Source organism: Devosia sp. UYZn731 (genome assembly GCF_040546795.1).
Classification (GTDB): domain Bacteria; phylum Pseudomonadota; class Alphaproteobacteria; order Rhizobiales; family Devosiaceae; genus Devosia.
The window spans coordinates 40293-57731 of sequence record NZ_JBEPOL010000001.1; the positions used below are offsets into that span (position 1 = coordinate 40293).

The 17439-nt window shown below is 62.8% G+C and carries 23 protein-coding genes and 1 tRNA gene; 6 read left to right on the plus strand and 18 right to left on the minus strand.

Annotated elements, in window-relative coordinates; all coding sequences use genetic code 11:
- The first annotated feature begins 85 nt into the window (after nt 1-85).
- The gene (locus tag ABIB57_RS00145; protein WP_354037839.1) at nt 86-1849 is read left to right on the plus strand and encodes an adenylate/guanylate cyclase domain-containing protein; all 1764 of its coding nucleotides are present in this window, start codon (nt 86-88) and stop codon (nt 1847-1849) included.
- Nucleotides 1850-1866: 17 nt separating this feature from the next.
- On the opposite strand, the gene ABIB57_RS00150 is transcribed toward ABIB57_RS00145, so the two are convergent.
- From ABIB57_RS00150 to ABIB57_RS00160, 3 genes are all read right to left on the minus strand, one after another.
- Complete coding sequence (locus ABIB57_RS00150) at nt 1867-2478, minus strand: LysE family translocator (RefSeq protein WP_354037840.1); 612 nt, start codon at nt 2476-2478, stop codon at nt 1867-1869.
- Between the two features lie 67 nt (nt 2479-2545).
- Nucleotides 2546-2830: a hypothetical protein gene (locus ABIB57_RS00155; RefSeq protein WP_354037841.1), complete on the minus strand. Its 285-nt coding sequence runs from the start codon at nt 2828-2830 to the stop codon at nt 2546-2548.
- Nucleotides 2831-2947: 117 nt separating this feature from the next.
- The gene (locus ABIB57_RS00160; RefSeq protein ID WP_299727244.1) at nt 2948-3256 is read right to left on the minus strand and encodes a hypothetical protein; all 309 of its coding nucleotides are present in this window, start codon (nt 3254-3256) and stop codon (nt 2948-2950) included.
- A gap of 141 nt (nt 3257-3397) precedes the next feature.
- Here ABIB57_RS00160 and ABIB57_RS00165 point away from each other — a divergent pair, with 141 nt between their 5' ends.
- Both ABIB57_RS00165 and ABIB57_RS00170 read left to right on the plus strand, forming a co-directional pair.
- Nucleotides 3398-3736: a hypothetical protein gene (locus ABIB57_RS00165; protein WP_354037842.1), complete on the plus strand. Its 339-nt coding sequence runs from the start codon at nt 3398-3400 to the stop codon at nt 3734-3736.
- Between the two features lie 105 nt (nt 3737-3841).
- Nucleotides 3842-4306, plus strand: a complete 465-nt coding sequence (locus ABIB57_RS00170; protein ID WP_354037843.1) for a cell wall hydrolase — start codon at nt 3842-3844, stop codon at nt 4304-4306.
- Here the strand turns inward: ABIB57_RS00170 and ABIB57_RS00175 are convergent, their stop codons facing one another.
- The 5 genes from ABIB57_RS00175 to ABIB57_RS00195 form a co-directional block, all read right to left on the minus strand.
- Nucleotides 4307-4780, minus strand: a complete 474-nt coding sequence (locus tag ABIB57_RS00175; RefSeq protein ID WP_354037844.1) for a hypothetical protein — start codon at nt 4778-4780, stop codon at nt 4307-4309.
- A 90-nt stretch (nt 4781-4870) separates the two neighbouring features.
- A complete protein-coding gene (locus tag ABIB57_RS00180) occupies nt 4871-5461 on the minus strand; it encodes a DUF2076 domain-containing protein (protein ID WP_354037845.1) in 591 nt (196 codons plus the stop codon).
- A gap of 68 nt (nt 5462-5529) precedes the next feature.
- Nucleotides 5530-5799, minus strand: coding sequence for an EscU/YscU/HrcU family type III secretion system export apparatus switch protein (locus ABIB57_RS00185; protein WP_354037846.1), 270 nt, complete (start codon nt 5797-5799; stop codon nt 5530-5532).
- On the minus strand, nt 5796-7472 hold the full coding sequence (gene fliK, locus ABIB57_RS00190) for a flagellar hook-length control protein FliK (RefSeq protein ID WP_354037847.1): 1677 nt from the start codon (nt 7470-7472) through the stop codon (nt 5796-5798). Before fliK ends, ABIB57_RS00185 begins: the two co-directional genes overlap by 4 nt.
- A 71-nt stretch (nt 7473-7543) precedes the next feature.
- Nucleotides 7544-8287 (minus strand): glycosyltransferase family 2 protein, encoded by a 744-nt coding sequence (locus ABIB57_RS00195; protein ID WP_354037848.1) that lies wholly within the window; start codon nt 8285-8287, stop codon nt 7544-7546.
- 144 nt (nt 8288-8431) lie between these two features.
- Here ABIB57_RS00195 and ABIB57_RS00200 point away from each other — a divergent pair, with 144 nt between their 5' ends.
- Nucleotides 8432-9085 (plus strand): sulfite oxidase-like oxidoreductase, encoded by a 654-nt coding sequence (locus tag ABIB57_RS00200; protein ID WP_354037849.1) that lies wholly within the window; start codon nt 8432-8434, stop codon nt 9083-9085.
- Nucleotides 9086-9168: 83 nt separating this feature from the next.
- Complete coding sequence (locus ABIB57_RS00205) at nt 9169-10005, plus strand: FecR family protein (RefSeq protein ID WP_354037850.1); 837 nt, start codon at nt 9169-9171, stop codon at nt 10003-10005.
- Here ABIB57_RS00205 and ABIB57_RS00210 read toward each other — a convergent pair.
- Complete coding sequence (locus tag ABIB57_RS00210; protein ID WP_354037851.1) at nt 10002-10502, minus strand: DUF1993 domain-containing protein; 501 nt, start codon at nt 10500-10502, stop codon at nt 10002-10004. The two genes, ABIB57_RS00205 and ABIB57_RS00210, sit on opposite strands and share 4 nt — an antisense overlap.
- 109 nt (nt 10503-10611) lie before the next feature.
- On the opposite strand from ABIB57_RS00210, the gene ABIB57_RS00215 reads away from it, so the two are divergent.
- Nucleotides 10612-11418 carry a potassium channel family protein gene (locus ABIB57_RS00215; RefSeq protein WP_354037852.1) on the plus strand — a complete coding sequence of 269 codons (807 nt, stop codon included), beginning with the start codon at nt 10612-10614 and terminating at the stop codon, nt 11416-11418.
- 3 nt (nt 11419-11421) lie between these two features.
- Here ABIB57_RS00215 and ABIB57_RS00220 read toward each other — a convergent pair whose 3' ends face one another.
- From ABIB57_RS00220 to ABIB57_RS00260, 9 genes are all read right to left on the minus strand, one after another.
- Nucleotides 11422-12180, minus strand: coding sequence for a 5-oxoprolinase subunit PxpA (locus ABIB57_RS00220; protein ID WP_354037853.1), 759 nt, complete (start codon nt 12178-12180; stop codon nt 11422-11424).
- Entirely contained in the window at nt 12177-13073 is an 897-nt protein-coding gene (locus ABIB57_RS00225) for a 5-oxoprolinase subunit C family protein (protein WP_354037854.1), read from the minus strand. The genes ABIB57_RS00220 and ABIB57_RS00225 overlap by 4 nt, the downstream gene beginning before the upstream one ends.
- Complete coding sequence (locus ABIB57_RS00230) at nt 13070-13750, minus strand: 5-oxoprolinase subunit B family protein (RefSeq protein WP_354037855.1); 681 nt, start codon at nt 13748-13750, stop codon at nt 13070-13072. The genes ABIB57_RS00225 and ABIB57_RS00230 overlap by 4 nt, the downstream gene beginning before the upstream one ends.
- 142 nt (nt 13751-13892) lie before the next feature.
- Complete coding sequence (locus ABIB57_RS00235) at nt 13893-14066, minus strand: hypothetical protein (RefSeq protein ID WP_299730375.1); 174 nt, start codon at nt 14064-14066, stop codon at nt 13893-13895.
- Nucleotides 14067-14325: 259 nt separating this feature from the next.
- The gene (locus ABIB57_RS00240; RefSeq protein WP_354037856.1) at nt 14326-14574 is read right to left on the minus strand and encodes a hypothetical protein; all 249 of its coding nucleotides are present in this window, start codon (nt 14572-14574) and stop codon (nt 14326-14328) included.
- Between the two features lie 110 nt (nt 14575-14684).
- Nucleotides 14685-15179, minus strand: a complete 495-nt coding sequence (locus ABIB57_RS00245; protein WP_354037857.1) for a hypothetical protein — start codon at nt 15177-15179, stop codon at nt 14685-14687.
- Nucleotides 15180-15260: 81 nt separating this feature from the next.
- A tRNA-Ser gene (locus tag ABIB57_RS00250) sits at nt 15261-15350 on the minus strand.
- 45 nt (nt 15351-15395) lie between these two features.
- A complete protein-coding gene (locus ABIB57_RS00255) occupies nt 15396-16367 on the minus strand; it encodes a quinone oxidoreductase family protein (protein WP_354037858.1) in 972 nt (323 codons plus the stop codon).
- Nucleotides 16364-17242, minus strand: a complete 879-nt coding sequence (locus ABIB57_RS00260) for a TerC family protein (protein WP_354037859.1) — start codon at nt 17240-17242, stop codon at nt 16364-16366. The genes ABIB57_RS00255 and ABIB57_RS00260 overlap by 4 nt, the downstream gene beginning before the upstream one ends.
- Between the last annotated feature and the right edge of the window lie 197 nt (nt 17243-17439).

Consider the following 17439-nt stretch of genomic DNA (forward strand, 5'->3'; position numbering starts at 1 on the left):
ACGGCATCTGCGGCAATGACTTGGCTCTCGTCGCCGCGCAAATGCAATGCTATCACTCCCCTGCATCCAGAAGACCCAGCGTTAAATGGCCAAATCCGAACGGCGGCTGGTCCCGATCGTCTCAATTGACGTGGTTGGATTCTCCCGTCTTGTGCAGCACAGCGAATTGCAGACCGTTCGCCTGGTGCGGCGGCTCTACGAGCATTTTGCCGTCGGCCGGATCGAGGCCATGGGCGGCAAAGTGTTCAAGACAATGGGCGATGGCCTCTTGGCCGAGTTCAACAGCGTCATCGCCGCAGTCGATTGGGTCGCCGCTGTCCAGAAGGAATTGAACAGTCGTCAGGTTCAGGCGCCGGGCGGAGAAATCCTGCAGGTTCGCGCCGGTATCGTGATGGCGGACGTGCTGGTCCATGGCGACGACCTTTTCGGCAACGGCGTCAACCTTGCGGTGCGCGTGCAGGGCCTCTCCCCGCCTGGCGGTATGGCGGTGACCAAGTGGATGTATGAGTATCTGGTCGGCCAGTCAGACCTACAATTTGCCGATATCGGGCCCACCATTCTCAAGAATATCCCCAAGACGGTGCGCATCTTCGTCTGGCATCCGCAGGGTACCAAGGCGGCCGAAGCCGCGGCACCGGTGGCGATACCGTTGCCGGCCTCCAAGCGCCCATCCTTGGTGGTTATGCCGTTCGACAATATGTCCGGCGAGGCCGACCAGAGTTATTTCGCTGATGCCGTAGTTGAGGAAATCACCGCAACGCTGGCTCGCATCAAGGACTTCTTCGTCATCGCCCGCAACTCCGCCTTTGCCTACAAGGGCCGTTCGGTGGATGTGCGGCAGGTCGGCCGTGAGCTCGGCGTGCGTTACGTGGTGGAAGGCAGCGTCCGCCGTGTCGGCGAGCGCGTCCGCATTACCGCACAATTGGTGGAGACGGAAACCGGCAACCACATCTGGTCCGACAAGGTCGACGGCACGGTGCACGAACTGTTCGATCTGCAGGACACCATGGCCGCGCTGGTGGCCAGCGCCATCTCGCCCTCGATCCGCCAGGCGGAAATCGACCTTGCCCGCTCCAAGCGCCCCGATACCCTGGCCGCCTATGATCTGGTGATGCGGGCCATGCCACATCTGTGGTCGCATCTGCCCCATGAGAACCGCGAGGCCATCACCCTGCTCGATCAGGCGCTGGCGTTGGAGCCCGCTTACGGTCTGGCGGCTGCCCTCGCCGCCTGGGCGCATGGCCAGCAGGTTGCCTATAACTGGACCAGCGATATCGCCGCCGAACGCCTTGAGGCCAAGCGGCTGATTGAGTTAGCGGCGGGCACGGTTAGCGGTGACCCGACGGCGATGACGGCCTTGGCCTCGGCAATGATGCAGACGGGTGGCGACGTCGCCCAGGCCACCGCGCTGGCCGACCGGGCGCTGGCGCTCGACCCCAACCACGCCTGGGCCTGGATGCGACGCGGCTTCGGCCAGGTCTACATGGGCAATCCCGAGGACGGGCTGACCGCCTTCGAGCGCTCGGCCCGGCTGAGCCCGCTCGACCCGTTTTCCTTCAACATGTATCTGGGCATGGGACTGGCCCATTTTGGCGCTGGCCGGCCGCAGCAAAGCGTCGCCTTTGCGCAGCGGGCGCTGGCCGAACGCCCCGGCCTGACGTGGCCCTATCGCGACCTCGCCACCTATTATGCCAATTGGGGCGAAACCGCCGCGGCGCGCGACGCGCTGGAAAAATTCCGCGCCGGGCGTCCCGACCTGACCCTGGCCTCGGTCAGTGACAGCCTGCGCTTCATGCACCCGGCCCTGCTGAGCCGCTATATCGGCGGATTGAAGCTGGCCGGGCTGTAATAGCTCCGCGGTTATCCCTATCGGTCGGTCAGTGCCAGCTTGGCACCTAGCAGCACAAAGGCACCGGCGAAGCTGCGCCGCAGCCATTTCATGATCGATGGTCGCGAGGTGACGTGATCCCGCACTGCGGCGGCGAACAGCCCGTAGATAACAAACACCACGAAGGTCGCCAGCACGAACACCCCACTCAATTCCAGCATTTGCGGCAGCGCGTCGGGTGCATCGGCCGGCACGAACTGCGGCAGAAAAGCAAAGAAGAAGATCGATAGCTTGGGATTGAGAATGTTGATCAGAATGCCCGAAACGATCACCTGTAACGGCGAACGCGGTGCCGCGTCGGTATCGACGCTCAGCGCACCGGTTTCGCGTAGCGTGTTCCACGCCATGTAGAGCAGATAGGCGACGCCGAGATACTTGATGACATCAAAGGCCAGTGCGCTGGTGTGCAACACCGCGGCGAGGCCGGTGATAGCCGCCGCCATATGAGGCAGCGTTCCCAAGGTACAGCCCAAGGCGGCAACGAAGCTGGCCTTGGCGCCACGCGATAAGCCGGCGGCCAACACGTAGAGCACACCAGTGCCCGGGGAGACGACGACGATTAGCGTCGTCAGCAGGAATTCAATGGTCATCTGGCCCTCGGCGCTGATTGCCGTAGAAGCCTATGCGGCCGTTTGGAGGGCCGCAAGTGGAACGCGGTTATTCCCGCCAGCAGGTTGGCCAATAGAGGTCGTCGGCGAAGTCCGCCGGGATCGGCGATAACTTGCAGATGGCGCGCGAGGCGAAAGTGATCTGCAACTCAAGATATTTGACATCAGGCGGCATGGGATGGCCGGTGACGAATTCGCGCACGCGCCACTCGTTGACCTTGCCCTCGCGCATCCGCCGCGCGGCCTCGGCCTCCACATCTTCTGGCCGGATCGGCTCGGCGCCGCCCCGTCCCTGGGCATAACGCAGCCCGCCTTCGATAACCGACAACCTCACCTGACAAACCCCGAGCGCTAGGCGCGGGCTTCTGTCCGCAGCCGATCACTTAAAACTGTCATGAAGTGGTTACGTATTTACAAAGGCTGTCTTCACGGTTTCGGCACCTGCAGTGCCCTATTTGCGGCGCGAACGGCGCCACAGGGTCCATTTGCGGGTGCCGCGCAGGATGGCGGAGTTGACCGGCCCCTGCAGGAACGCGAAGTCCAGCGCCAACAAGAGCAGGCCGAGCGGCAGCATCCAGAGACCCAGCACCGGCAGGAAGCTGAAAATGCCACCGAGGATCAAAAGCAGCCCGAGCGGAATGCGGATCAGCCGCGCTTGCGGCCGGCGTAGCCAAGACAAGGCACCCGAGGCGAAATTGGGGATGCGGCGCTCGATGCGATCGAACTGGCGGTGCAGGCGGGCGTGGCTCTTGGGCGGCATGATATTTGTCCCCTGGTGACGCGGTCGTGGTCCTTAAATGGGAAGCGGCGGCGGCATATCCAATAGCGCTGCACCAAATCGCCGCAGGAACCATTGCCCCGAGGCGGAGTTTATCTCGAAACATCAAAGCGGAGCGTCATTATGGCCACAGCAGCAAAACGAGCTATCAAGCGGATCGAAGACAGTGGCGACGACATCGGCGAAAGCCTGGCCGCCCAGATCGCATCGCTGCGCGAGGAAATTGCCTCGATTTCCGATAACGTCAGCAAATACGGCAACAGCCATTTCAAAGACGCCCAGCACAACGCCGTTGCCGTCGTCGATCAGGTTCGTCATCAAGGCGCCGTCGCGGCCCGCCAGATTTCGCGGCAAGCCAATGTAGCCGGCAAGGCAGTGCAGGAAAATCCGATCCCGGTGATCGTGGCTTTGGGAACGATAGCCCTGATTTCGGCCCTGATTTTCACCGCGACCGACCGGTAATTTTCTTAAAGGTTTAATTAACCTTCTGGGTCAGACCTTCCTTAAGCCTGTTGGGTCATCTTCGATTAGGCACGCCAAGCGTGTGCGTGATCGAGGATGGCCTTTATGCTTGACCTGACAAAAACTCTTCTGCGCGGTGCTGCGGTCGCCGTGGCGATCACAAGCCTGGGCGGTTGCAGTTTTTTTGGCATGAACTTCGGCATGGCGCAGCTCAGCCCGAAAGAATGCCTGATGCGGGCGATGTACTTCGAATCCAACCGCTCCAGCGCCGAAGGCATGCTGGCCGTCGGCACGGTCGTCATGAACCGCGTCAACGATCAGCGCTATCCGCACAGCATTTGCGGCGTCGTGGGACAGCCCAATCAGTTTGCGTCGGGCGTTCTATCCAAGAAAATGACCGATAGCGGCGCGGTATTGGCGTCGCAGGTTGCCGATCAGGTCATGCGCGGCGAACGGCATCCCGGCGTGCAGAATGCCATGCATTTCCACACCGCCGGCCTGCGCTTTCCCTATGACAACATGCACTATGTGCTCATGGCAGGCGGCAACGAGTTCTACGAGAAGTACTGACTATTTGACCTGGATGAGCGCGCGGCTGACGAAAAAGCCGTGGCCGTCTTCACGAGCACATGTCAGGCCACGGCGCTCGGACAGGCACTGGAACGGGCCGATTTCAACTGTCTTGCCGTACTGCATGGTTTGCGCCAGCGAGCAGCAGCTTGGATCGCCGACATCGTTGATACGGTAGGCGGCGCCGGAGTCCCCCAAAATCGTGCGCACATAGCTGGGCCCGACCCGGTCGCACTGGATTTCAGCGCCGCCATTGGCGGTCTCGTAAACCGGCGTGCCACCCGCAGGGGTATAGATGCAGCCGATATTGCCGGAGGGCGCATTGAACTCGACCTGGCCATACTGGCCCACATCGAGTTGCTGAAACTGACCGGCCTGGGCCGGGACGCCGAGGACGATGGCGATGCCAGCAATCGCGGCAAGGATCAGCGCGGTCTTGACGGCACTACGATGCTGGCGGCGAACGACGATCATGGCCAAACCCCTCATTGGCATTGCGTTGAGGGATATTCGGACAGATCGGCTGAACCGGTGCTGGAACGCCGGTTCAGCTGGCGTTTATCTTCAGAAATCGCCGCCGGTGTCGAAGCCGTCGTCGCCGCTATCGTAATCATCGTTTTGCTGGTCGTCCGGCGCGGGCTCGTCCCCTGGTTGGTCCGCGGGTTGATCGGCATTGTATTCGCCGGCATTGGCTTGTCCGGAGAGCATGCCGGCAATGGCCGAGCCCAGCAGCACGCCGGTGGTCACGCCCAAGGCGGTTTGTGCCGCGCCAGCGAGAAAGCCGCCACCGCCGCCGCCACGCTGGCGATTGTCATTGCCTTCATCGCGATCGCCCCACGGACCACGGGCAGCCCGCGCTGGCTGCTGGCTTCGTTGCGGCTCGTTGTCGCCGCCGAACAGGCCACCAAGAAAGCCGCCAGCGGGCCGGCGCTCCGCATTGGCTTCGAGCTCGGCAATTCGCCGCTCGGCCAGTTGCAGGGCATGCTCCTGCACCAGGATGGTTTGGGCCATATAGTAAGGCGCGGCGGACGCCTGTTGCAGGCGCTGGCGGATGAGGTCCTCGGCGTCGGCATCGCGCGGGCCGCTCTTGGCGGCAACGGTCTCGATGCGGTCGAACAGGCCTTCGATGGCGTCGCGATCTTCAGGTTTCAGCACGGTCCCACTCCTTCGGGGTTGAACAGCTTTGAAATGGGATGGGAGGCTAGACGTTGCAATGGGCGCGGCTATTTCGTGCCGAGCCGCAGGACGAAGCCAATGACCACGGCGATGGATTCATACAGTTCGATCGGAATGGTATCGTCGATTTCGACGCCGCTCAGCGCTTCGGCCAGCGATGAATTGGACTCGATGACGACGCCGTTCTCCTCAGCCAGCGCCACGATCCGCTCGGCGACAAGGCCCCTGCCCATGGCCGTCACGCGCGGCGCCTCGCGACTGCCCTTCTGGTATTGCAACGCGACCGCCAGCGCGCGCTCCTTGTGCGGGTCGCTCATGTCAGTGAATCCACAAAATGGCCCGTGGCCGTAGGGGGCGGCACCGGCTCGTCGGCGCGGACGACGATGATACCGGGCCGCAGCCCGGCGGCGGCCAGCGATTGGCTCAGCTCGGGCACAGCCTGCTCCAGCCGCGCCGCCGTGACCCCGTTGGTGGCCCAGAGCCGGACCGAGGTGACGCCGCCGCGCAGGCCGACCTGGGCGCCGACCTCGCCCAGCTTGGGCAGGTCCATGGCGAAATGGATCTGCCAGCCGCGCTCGGAGACAGATTGCTCAGGACCAGTAGCATCACGGTGAATCTGCAGTTGCATAACGGTCTGGTAGGTGCCGATAAGCACCGGAATATCAGTCGACCAGTCGGCCGGGGCCCCAGCCGTGGCGGTTTCGGGCAGCGAGGCATGCTGATGCAGCCGCAGCCGCGCCAGCGAGCCCTCGGCCCGGCCCAACATAACCTTGCCGACCTCGATGGGCGTTTCGGGAATCTCGATCGGGCCGGTATTGGCCGACCTTGCCCGTGGCAGGGCACCGCGCACCGGTGGGGCCAATGGACCGGGCGGGACAACTGGTGCCGCAGTCTGTCCCAGCCATGTCACCAGCGTACTGCGCAGGGTCAGCAATGCCGTCTTCAGATCGCCCTTGGCCAGTTGGGGCGCGCCCTGCGCCAGCACCGCCTCCTGGAAAATACCCGAATTGGCGATCGCCTTCTGCATCGCCGCACCATCGAGCGCCGGTCCGAGCGGCAGGCTGGCGGCCAAGACCTGCTGAGCTGCCTGCAGTACCGGCTGCGGCAGCGCCACCTTGCCCACCACGGCGGCGAGGACTGTGGTGAGGTTGCCGACGCTGTCCTGGCGCTGCACCGCGCTCTGCACCATCTGCGTCAAGGCCACTTGAGCTGAGCCGGGCTGAGGCAAGCTGGGTGGCGGGAGCGGCGCCGAAGGCTGGCTCGGGGGCACTGTCGTTTGCGCTACCGGACTGCTCGAGGGCTGCGGCGCGTTTGTGCTGGCAGATTGCGGCGCCTGCGGCGTGGCACCTGCATTCGCCGGCGACTGGGGTGACGGAGCTTGCGGAACGTTGCCCTGCACCGGCGGCGGCACTAGCACCAGCCTCTGCTGCGCGCCGCTACCCTCCACTTGCAACGGCAGCGTTGCGCCCTGCGGCATGGCCGTCGGCAATGCGACCTCGATGGTCTGCCGCCCGATCTGCACCTGCGTCATGCCGTTTGGCGCCGGACCCAGTACGCGAGCCTCGAGCTGCTGGCCCGGTTGCAGCGCCAGCGCCTCCAACGCCCCGGGACGCGTGGGGACCGGCACGGGAGGCGGCGCCGGATTGGCACCCGCTTGCGGAGGCGTCTGAATGCTTGGTTGACTAACCGTGACCACACTCGCCTGCGTCGGCAGCGGCGCAGTTGGTGTTGACGCCGGCTGCGGCAACAGCACGAGCTTTTGCTCCGCGCCAGTTCCCTGTGCCTGCAGGTTTAGCGTCGACCCGACCGCCAGCAGCACCGGCAGCGTCAGGTTGAGCACCTGCTTGCCGATCTGCACCTGGGTGGTGCCACTCGGCCCGGCGCCCAGCACCTTGCCTTCCAGCACTTGCCCGGCCTGCAAGACAAGCGCCTGCAACGCCGCTGACCGGACGGCCAGCGCGGCGGACGGAAGCTGTGTGGGAATCGCCATCGATTGCCAGCCCAAGCCGCACCATGCGGCCGGCCAAGCTTAGCCTAACGAAGGTTACTGAACAGCCCGGATCAATCGGGGCGAATGTCCGTGTAATCTTTCGTCGCTGGCTTGCCGCGGAAGGTGACCCAGAAGAAGTTGAGCGTATAGGTGCCCGCTGTCTTGAACACGCCCTCTTTTTCCAGCCGGCGGCCCGAAGTCATCATCTTGAGCGCAAAGGTGAACTTGACCGCGCCGACCTTGGAGAGGCGGACCGCCACGTCAGTGTCTTCGCCGAAGAACTGGATGGTGCGGTCATAACCGCCAACAGCGGCCCAGGACGCCCGCTTGAACACGAAATTGCCGCCCTGCACCACCGAGCCAACGCGGAGGATGAAGCGGTTGAGGATGTAGATCAGGTAGGTAAGGCCGTAAAAGGCGTTCACCAGGATCCGGCTCCAGGTGCTCATGTCGTAATAGACATAGGGTCCACTCAGGCAGACCAGCTTGGGATCGCGGTCGAATTCGCGGAAGACAGTATCCAGCCAGCCCGGCGGCACGATGGTGTCGCTATCGATATTGGCCACCAGTTCGGCCCCTTCGGATGCGGCAAAGCCGGCGTCGCGGGCATTGACCAGGCCCTTCTTCGGCTCATCGACCACGCGAACGCTCGGGAAGCTGCGCGCGATCTCGCCGGTCCGGTCGGTCGAGGCATTATTGACCACGATGATCTCGGCATCGGCCTTGCTGCGCGCGATTTCGGCAATCACCGATTCCAGGCACTTGCCGATCAGCGCTTCCTCGTTATAGGCGGGAATGACGAATGCCAGTTTCATGCTTGCCTCTTTTGGCCCACACCATGGGCTTGCGCCGTGTGCCAATAGCTTGTGTGACAGTCTGGGGCAACCGGATGGCATGCTTTTCTGTTGCACTCGGGCAGAGGTGAGGCCACGGTTGGATCGCGACCAGGGAGTACGACAATGTCCGACGAGCTGCCCGCAGACTCCAAACTTACCCGCACCAAGCAGCGGTGGGCCGAGCAAGGCCGCTTTATCACCGGCCGCACCAGCCGGCCCGGGGAAGATCGGCTGCCACCGGGTCAGCATCTGGTCAAGAACTGGCCGGTGCTCGATCTGGGCATCGAGCCAGCCATCGCGCTCTCGAGCTGGCGGCTCGATATCGGCGGCGAAGTCGATACGCCCATGGCTCTCACTTGGGATGCGTTTACCGCGCTGCCGCAGGTCGAGACCGTCTCGGATATCCATTGCGTGACCTCGTGGTCGCGCTACGACAATCGCTGGAATGGTGTTTCGACACAGGAGCTTGCGGCTCATGCGGGTATCCACGCTGAGGCGCAATTCGCCATCCTTACCAGTCACGACGGCTATACCACCAACCTGGCTTTGGCCGATTTTCTCAGCGAGGACGCGTTGCTGGCCCATAGCTGGGACGGCGCTCCGCTGACCGCCGAGCATGGCGGCCCGATGCGTCTCGTGGTGCCGCACCTGTATTTCTGGAAAAGCCCGAAATGGCTGCGGCGCATCGAATTCGCGACGAGCGATCATCCCGGATTCTGGGAGGTTCGCGGTTATCACAATCACGGCGATCCATGGCGTGAACAGCGTTACTCATGAACCGGTTTTGGGGAATTCAATAAGTCATCAATATATGCCATGGTGCCGCGGAAGCATTGCTGTTCATCGCGGGTTCAGCCAAATTGCGCAACTACACAGGCATGATGATGAAGAACCTGATCTTTGCTGGTTTCGCTGTTGCTATTGGTTTGCTCGCCATGCCGGCCATGGCCGTCAATGAGGGTACGGCGGTTGGCGTCAATCCAGATGCAATCGCGCGGATCAATACCGGCGACCGCGTCCTGATCGCCGGCTCCGGTATCTCGGTGGGCGAAACGCTGGTGACCGGTCCGCGCGGGCAGGTGCAGATCATCTTCGCCGATGACACCCATATGGTGGTTGGCCCGAACAGCGCGCTGCGGATCGAAACCTATCTGATGCGCAACAATGGAACGGCCGAAAAGCTGGCCGTGAACGCGCTGGCCGGCAGTTTCCGTTTCATCACCGGCCGCAGCCCCAAGCCGGCCTATCAGATCAACACCCCTACGGCGGCGATCGCGGTGCGCGGCACCGAATTCGATATCCTGGTCACCCCGACCGATACGCGCGTCATGCTCTATGAGGGCGCGCTGCAATTGTGTTCATCGGGCGCCGACTGCGAACAGGTCACCCAGCGTTGCGAGGTCGGCTTGTCCTCGGCAAGGCAAGCCGACTTGTTCACCCGCAACGACCCCAAACGCCCGCCACTGGCGGACGGGTTCTACTACGCTCATTTCCAGTCGCCGCTGATGGGCGAGTTCCGCGTCAACGGCGCCGCGCAGTGCCTGAAGAACCCCTCAGCCCCCGCGCCTGCGGAGTCGATCGGGCCCACTTTCTCACCAGAGGATGGACCGGCCACCGGCAGGCAGACGGGGGGAACTAACGGTCAGACCGGCACCACGACCACGGGCGGCCAAACTTGTACCGGGCCGCGCTGCTAGCCGATAAAGTCAGTCTTGCCGATTGGAACGCCGTTGTGCCGCAGGATGGCGTAGGCCGTCGTGATGTGGAAATAGAAGTTCGGCATGGCACGGTGAAGCAGATAAGCCTGACCGAGCTCGACATATTCGCCGGCGCGGTTCTTCAAGGTGATCGGCTTGTCCTCGGAGCTATCGATCTCGGCCGCAGTTGATGCCGCACATACGTCGAGCGCCTTGCGGACGCGGGCGCGCAGATCCTCGAACGTGACTTCATTGTCATCCCATGAGGTAACCGGCTTGCCGGCGAGCCGGGACAGGCTGCCTTTGACGTGGTCGGTGGCGATCTGAACCTGGCTTTTGAACGGCAGCATGTCGGGCGCCAGACGGTCATTGACCAGCACAGCCAGATCGATCTTGCGCTCCGCCGCATAGGCTTCGGCCTTGTCGAGCCAGGTCAGCAAGTTGGTGAGCATGCGGGTATAGACCGGCACAGATGCGCCATACATGGAAATAGTCATTGGAAAGATGCCTTGATTTTGGTGTGCCGAACGGCCAGCATGTTGTGCGCCGGAACAGCCAAGCAAGCAAGCCGTTGAGCGTGCGTGCATAGGGAGTTGCCGGGCCGCGATGGTCAATAAAACTGAACAGAGCACGCCGCCGGCCGGCCGCTTCGCCCGCCTCCGCTCGACCCTTCGCCTGTTTTATCACAGCCCGTCCCCCAAGGCGCAGCGCTTCCAGTTTGCAGTGTTGATCGTCGATCTGGCGATCATCGCCTTTTTCGTGGTCACGCCATTGCTGCGCGATAATCCTGCTTTCCTGTGGATCGACTATTCGATCGCGGGATTGTTGTTGCTCGATTTCGGGGCGCGCGCGCTGGCCTCGACCGATATCCTGCGCTGGCTGCGGCAATTGCCGGTCATCATCGATATTTTCATCCTGTTGACGCTGCTGGCGCCAACTTTGTTCTTCAATCTCGGCTTCCTGCGCATCCTGCGGCTATGGACACTGTCGCGCAGTGCCAATATCTGGCGCCCGCTCAAGAAGCACGGATTGGGCGGCTACCAGGACACGATCCAGGCCGTCATCAACCTGCTGGTCTTCCTGTTCATCGTCACTGGCTTTGTTTACACGGCCTTCGCCAACCGCAGCGACGGCATCGCCGGCTATGTCGACGCGCTCTATTTTACCGTGGCGACAGTCACCACGACGGGCTTTGGTGACATCACCCTGCCCGGCACCTGGGGCAAACTGGCCTCGATCGTGATCATGATTATCGGCATTTCGCTGTTCGTACGGCTGGCGCAGTCGATCTTCCGGCCCAACAAGGTGCATTTCCCCTGCCCGCAATGCGGATTGCTAAAGCACGATCCGGATGCCGTGCACTGCAAGGCATGCGGGCATATTCTCAACATCCCCGACCCGGGGCATGATTGAGTTTCAGACCGGCAGTTCAGGCGCGTCGGCCGCGATGGTGATCCCGTCGCCCTCCAGTGCATCGCGGATGTCGCGCGCCAGGTCGACTGCGCCCGGCGTATCACCATGCAGGCAAATCGAGCGGGCGGTGGATTTGAACACCGAACCGTCCATCGCCACGATCTCGCCGTCCTTCGCCAGCCGCAGGCAGCGCTCGATCATCATGTCGGTGTCGTGCAGCACCGCGCCGGGCTGGCCACGCGGCACCAGCAGCCCCTCGGGCGTGTAGGCGCGATCTGCATAGGCCTCGCGGATCAATGGCATGCCCACCGCTTTGGCCGCCCGCACCTGCTGGCTGTTGTCGAGCGCCAGCACTGCGACATGCGGGTCCATCGCCTGGATGGTGGCGAAAATTCCGACTGCGAAGGCCAGTTCCTCAGCGGTCTGGTTGGCCAGCGCACCATGCAGCTTCACATAGGCCAGCGGCACGCCCACCTCGTCGGCAATGAAGCGGACCAGGAACAGTTGCGAGCGGATTTGCCCGAGCAATTGATCGAGCGGCATCACCACGCGAAAGCGGCCGAAGCGCTTGGGATCGGCATAGCCGGGATGCGCGCCGGCCCGCACGCCGCGCGCCTTGCAGACCTTGAGGATGTGGCGGATGGTTGGTGCATCGCCCGCATGACCGCCGCAGGCGATCGAGGCGCTGGAGACGATCTGTAGCAGATCATCGTCCGTGCCAGTGCCTTCGCCCAGGTCGGCGTTCAAATCGATCGACGTCATGGCCGCAAGCCCCGCAACAAGTGATGCGCATGGTTCACGCTCACGCTGGTAAAAGCAACTGCGCTACCCGGTCGCAACTGCGCGAACCGGTCCAGATCGGCCGTGATGATGGTGGCAATACGCGGATAGCCGCCGGTGGGCTGGTGATCGCGCATCAGTACGATCGGCGTGCCGTCGCCGAGAATCTGGATATCGCCGGGAAGGACGGCATCGGACACCAGCGATAGAATCGCGCTGTCAGCAAAGACACCCGCGGGGTCCTCCAGACGAACACCCATGCGATCCAGCCGCGAGGAAATTCTGAACGGCGTGGAGACGAAACGGTCCCGCGCTGTCGGGAACAGATCGGCATGAAGTCCCCAGATGACGCGGATCGGCCCCTCCGCGATGGGGGGCGCTGCGGAAGACAGCTCCGGCGCGTATCCATCGATCAGGCCGATGCGGTCACCGGCAACGAGCGCCCTGCCCTCCAGCCCGCCAAGCCGGGCGCGGCTATTGGTGGCGATGCTGCCCATAACGGCAGGCACATCGATGCGGCTGTCAAACCGCAGATAGCCATAATTGCCATTCGCGCCCGGACTGACCGAGATGGTGTCCCCGGCGTCCAGCGCTAGTGTGCCCGGCCATTCAACGGGCTTGCCATTGCGCCGCACGGTAAAGGCGCCGCCGGCAAAGCCCATGACGCATGGACCGGTTTCGACGCTGAAATCCAGACCGGCCGTTGTGATCTCAATTGCCCCCGGCGGCGCCGCGGCAAGCCGCCCCGCCAGATTGTAAGCCGCTTGATCCATCGGCCCCGAGGCGCTGATGCCATGCGCCAGCATGCCAAAGCGCCCGGCATCCTGGATCGTCGTCAGCGGCCCGACGCGCGTGATACGCAAGCTCGCGCTCATGATGCGGGCTCGAATCTTATCGTGTCGCCAGGTCGCATCTGGGTTGGCGGGGTCGCCCGGGGATCGAAATTACGGAATGTGGTGCTGCCGATGACATGCCAGCCGGTGGGAATCGCAGTGGCGGCGATGGCGGTTTGTCCGGCCGCGAATAGCACGCTTCCTGCCGGAACTGCGGCGCGCACGTCGGCGCGGCGCGGCAAGTGCAGTTCAGGGGGGTGGAACCCGCAATACACGAATCCCGGCGCGAACCCGGTGGCAAGGACCCGCAGTGCGGACGCGTTATGCGCACCCACGAAAGCCGCTGGCGTCAACTGCAGCACCGCAGCCACGGCCTCGAGGTCGGGGCCGGCTTCACCGCCAAACGTGACAGCAATGGTGTGGTGAGTCGCAGGCGGCAGCGTCGCGTTGTCGCGCGCATAGAGCCGCAAGCGCAATTCGCCGCTCAATTGCTCCAGTTGCACCATGCGCGGATTATAGCGCAGCAACACCGATACTAGATTGGGAACAGTTTCCACGATTCCGGCCAAGGGCAATTCGGCCAGGCTTCTCACAAAGGCGATGGCCGCGCTGTTGGCCGCCTCGGAGAGCGTAGTGCCGAACCGCACCAGCAAGGCCCCATCACCCAGCGACATGAGCGTCGGCAGCATCGGCGCAGTTTCATTGGTCGTGAAGATCATTGGACTGCCCCGCTCGGCATCTTTGGGACGCTGCAAGAGTACAGCGACACAAACTGCACGGCGATCACCGTGTCCGCAATTTCCACCCCGGCTGCGGACCTATCGCCACCGCAGCCGACGGTTCACGACGCGTCAACCCAGCCTAATTGGGGTCTTTGCCATCCTGTTCGACGACGGCGTCGAACAACTGCCTGGCTTGCCCGGCGCCGATCGCCTCGATGGCGACAGCGGCAATGGCAGCGAACAGCTCTGCGATTTCCTGGGGATCGGTGATTTCTGCGTCGTCATCGGCGTCGGCGTTAATCAGAGTGAACAAGTTGCGCCTCCTAACTGCCTGGGAGACGATTTAGCAATTCGCTCTGACGGGTCAGAGGCCGTGGTTTCGAGAACCGGAGCACAGCGCACGCTTGGTACGTGAGCGCCGGAAGCGCAGCAAACCGCGGCAGATGGCCGACAGAGTAGAATTCCCAAACAGTCTCCTACACCCACAGTGTGCTGCGATTCTTGTTACAGAACAAATAATGGATTGTTCCGTTCCGCCAAACTGTCCCGATTGCGCGACAGGTCAGCAAGGCTTACTCTTCGCCCGCATCCTCATCGCCATACGTCTTGTCCAGGTACGCCTCGACATCGTTTAGCGTAGCGGTGAACGGCAACGGGCTGTCGCCGAAGATCACCTTGAAGCTTTCGTCGTCGCGGATGGCGTGGCCGCCCTTGCCCATTTTCGATGTCAGTTTTTCGGCCGTCAGGATGGTCAGCCCATGCCGCCCGGCTATTCGGCGCATGCGCCGCATTCTGGAGGCATCGAAATCACGTCTGCTCACGGGCAAGGTCCTGGGGCGATGGATTGGAAGCGCAGACCTAACAACCAATGCGCCCGGCTTCAAGGCCGCAGGAGCGGACATCGCCGCTCCTGCCCCGCGCTACGGCTCGATTAGTTCATCGTCACGCCATTGATCTGCAGTTTGGTGGCCTCGAGCGTGAGCGAAACGCTGGGTGCAGCCAAGATGGAATTGGTCGCCGATACCGAACCGACATGGGCGTCGGTCAGTTCATAAACCAGGTCACTCTGCTTCCCATCGGGATTGGTGACGGTGGTCGTAACCTTCACGCTGCGCAGTTCCTTGCTGTCCGGCTTGGTCTGGGCCGCCCACTGCAGCAGTGAAGCATCCACGGGCGTGATGGTGGTCAGGGACAAGGACAGGCTGGTGGAAGCGGGTACATCATCGTAAGCCGGATTCAACGACAGATAGACCGATACGTCGGTGACCTGATAATTCGTTGCGGTGCCGTCTGCTGTCGTTATCACGACCGTGGACGGTGCCAGCGTTTCGGCCTCCTGCGCCGCAACGGCAACAGGCGCCATCAGCACCAGACCAATTGCGAAAAAGGCGCTGCGCTGATTGTCGGAAAGAATGCGGCTGATCATGGTCGTCTTGCTCCCTAAGTGCCTGCCGACATGGGTCTTTTGGCCAACAGGAGTCAAGCGGCTTTCAGGGTTCAGCAGAGATGGCGGGCAGGGAGGGATTCGAACCCCCGGAACGCTTTCACGTTCGCCGGTTTTCAAGACCGGAGCAATCAACCGCTCTGCCACCTGCCCAGCGCGTTTCGTTTAGCGACTGGCGCCAAAGCTGTCCAGAGCCGGTTAGGGCAACAGCAGTATCGAGCCGGTCGTACCGCGCGAGGCCAGGGCCTCATGAGCCTTGGCCGCCTCGGCCAGCGGGAAGGTCTGGCTGATCGACACCTTGATGTCCCCACGCGCGATTGCACTGAACAGAGCCCCTGCCCCTTCGAGCAAATCCTCGCGCCGCGAGACATAGTGTGCCGTGGTCGGCCGCGTCAGGTAGAGCGAGCCCTTGCGCGACAGCACCGTCACATCGGGGATAGCGACGACGCCCGAGGCATTGCCGAAGCTGACCATCAGCCCGCGTTGGCGCAGGCAATCCAGCGACTTGTCGAACGTCGCCTTGCCCACGCCGTCATAGACGACATCGACACCCTTGCCCCCAGTCAGCTCGCGTACCCGGGCCGCGAAGTCCTCGGTATTGTAATTGATCACGGCGTCGCAGCCGTTCTGCTCGGCGAGCGCGGCTTTCTCGGCACTGCCTACGGTGGCGATGACCCGCGCGCCGAGGGCCTTGGCCCATTGCGTGGCGATCTGGCCGACGCCACCTGCTGCAGCATGCCAGAGAATGGTTTCGCCCGGCTGCACTGCCCACGTCTTGAATAGTAGATAGTACGCCGTCAGGCCCTTCAGCATAACCGCTGCGGCGGTTTCTTCGCTGACGCCCTCGGGAATGGCGACGACCCGCTCGGCAACCAGCAGCCGTTCCTGCGCGTAGGCGCCGACCTGCCCCTGATACGCGACCCGGTCACCCGGCTTGAACATTGTGACGCCGGCGCCCACGGCTGTGACGACGCCGGCGCCCTCATTGCCAGCCACGAAGGGCGTGGGCACGGGATAAAGGCCAGAGCGCTGGTAGGTATCGATGAAATTGACGCCGACCGCAGTCTGGCGAACGGCGATCTGGCCTTCGCCAGGAGCGGCCAACGGCCACTCCTCCCACTGCATGGCCTCCGGACCGCCCGGCTGGCGAACGACCAAGGCCCGGTTCATGGCTTGGGCGTCCGCGGCTTGCGGGGTGCCGATTTGGGCCGCGACTGCGCGCGGGTGGCGGGCGTGGCCTTGGGCTTCGGCTTCACTGCCGCCTCGATCTCGCGAGCGGTCACATGGCTCCCCGGCACCGTCGCGGCAGCGGTCAGCCGTTGCGGATTGGCGCGGTTCTTGCGCTGCTTGGCGATGATGTTGATGGCTTCGACCAGCACCGAGAAGGCCATCGCCGAGTAGATATAGCCCTTGGGAATGTGGAACCCGAGGCCATCGGCGACCAGCGACACGCCGATCAGCAAGAGGAAGGCCAGCGCCAGCATCTTGGTGGTCGGGTGGTCGGCGACGAATTTGGCCACAGGGCCAGAGGCGACAAACATCACGCCGACGGCGACGATCACCGCGGCGATCATCACTTCGACGCGGTCGGCCATGCCGACGGCGGTGACGATCGAGTCGATGGAGAACACCATGTCGATGATGATGATCTGGCCAATGATGGCGGCAAATACGGCGCCAGCCTTCTGGGCCATTTCGCTTTCATGCGGCTCTTCGAGTTCCGCATGCATTTCGTGGGTCGCCTTGTAGACGAGGAAGGCGCCACCGGCGATCAGGATCAAGTCCTTCCAGGACAGATCGAAGCCAAAGGCGGAGACTGCAGGCTGGGTCAGGCTGATGATCCAGGAAATGACCAGCAGCAGCGCGATACGGAAGATCAGCGCCAGCGCAAGACCCAGCCGGCGGGCCTTGTCGGCCTGCTCTTTGGGTAGGCGCGACACCAGCACGGAGATGAAGACAATGTTGTCGATGCCGAGAACGATTTCCATCACAGTCAGCGTAGCAAAGGCGATCCAGGTGTTCGGATCGGCCAAAAGTTCGTACATTGTCGGGCTCCATGGGTGAGTCAGGCGATGGCTATATCTAGGGTGTGTCATCCATACAAGAAAGCCGGGGAAGCGCTGTTTTTCGCATAGCGTTCCTTTGTCGCGGGTTCGGGCAGCACAAACCGGTCGCTCGTTTGCTGGTTTGGGCGCAGATCGGATGCTAGACTCTGCGCAAGTCGCGCGTGTTCCGAGGAATT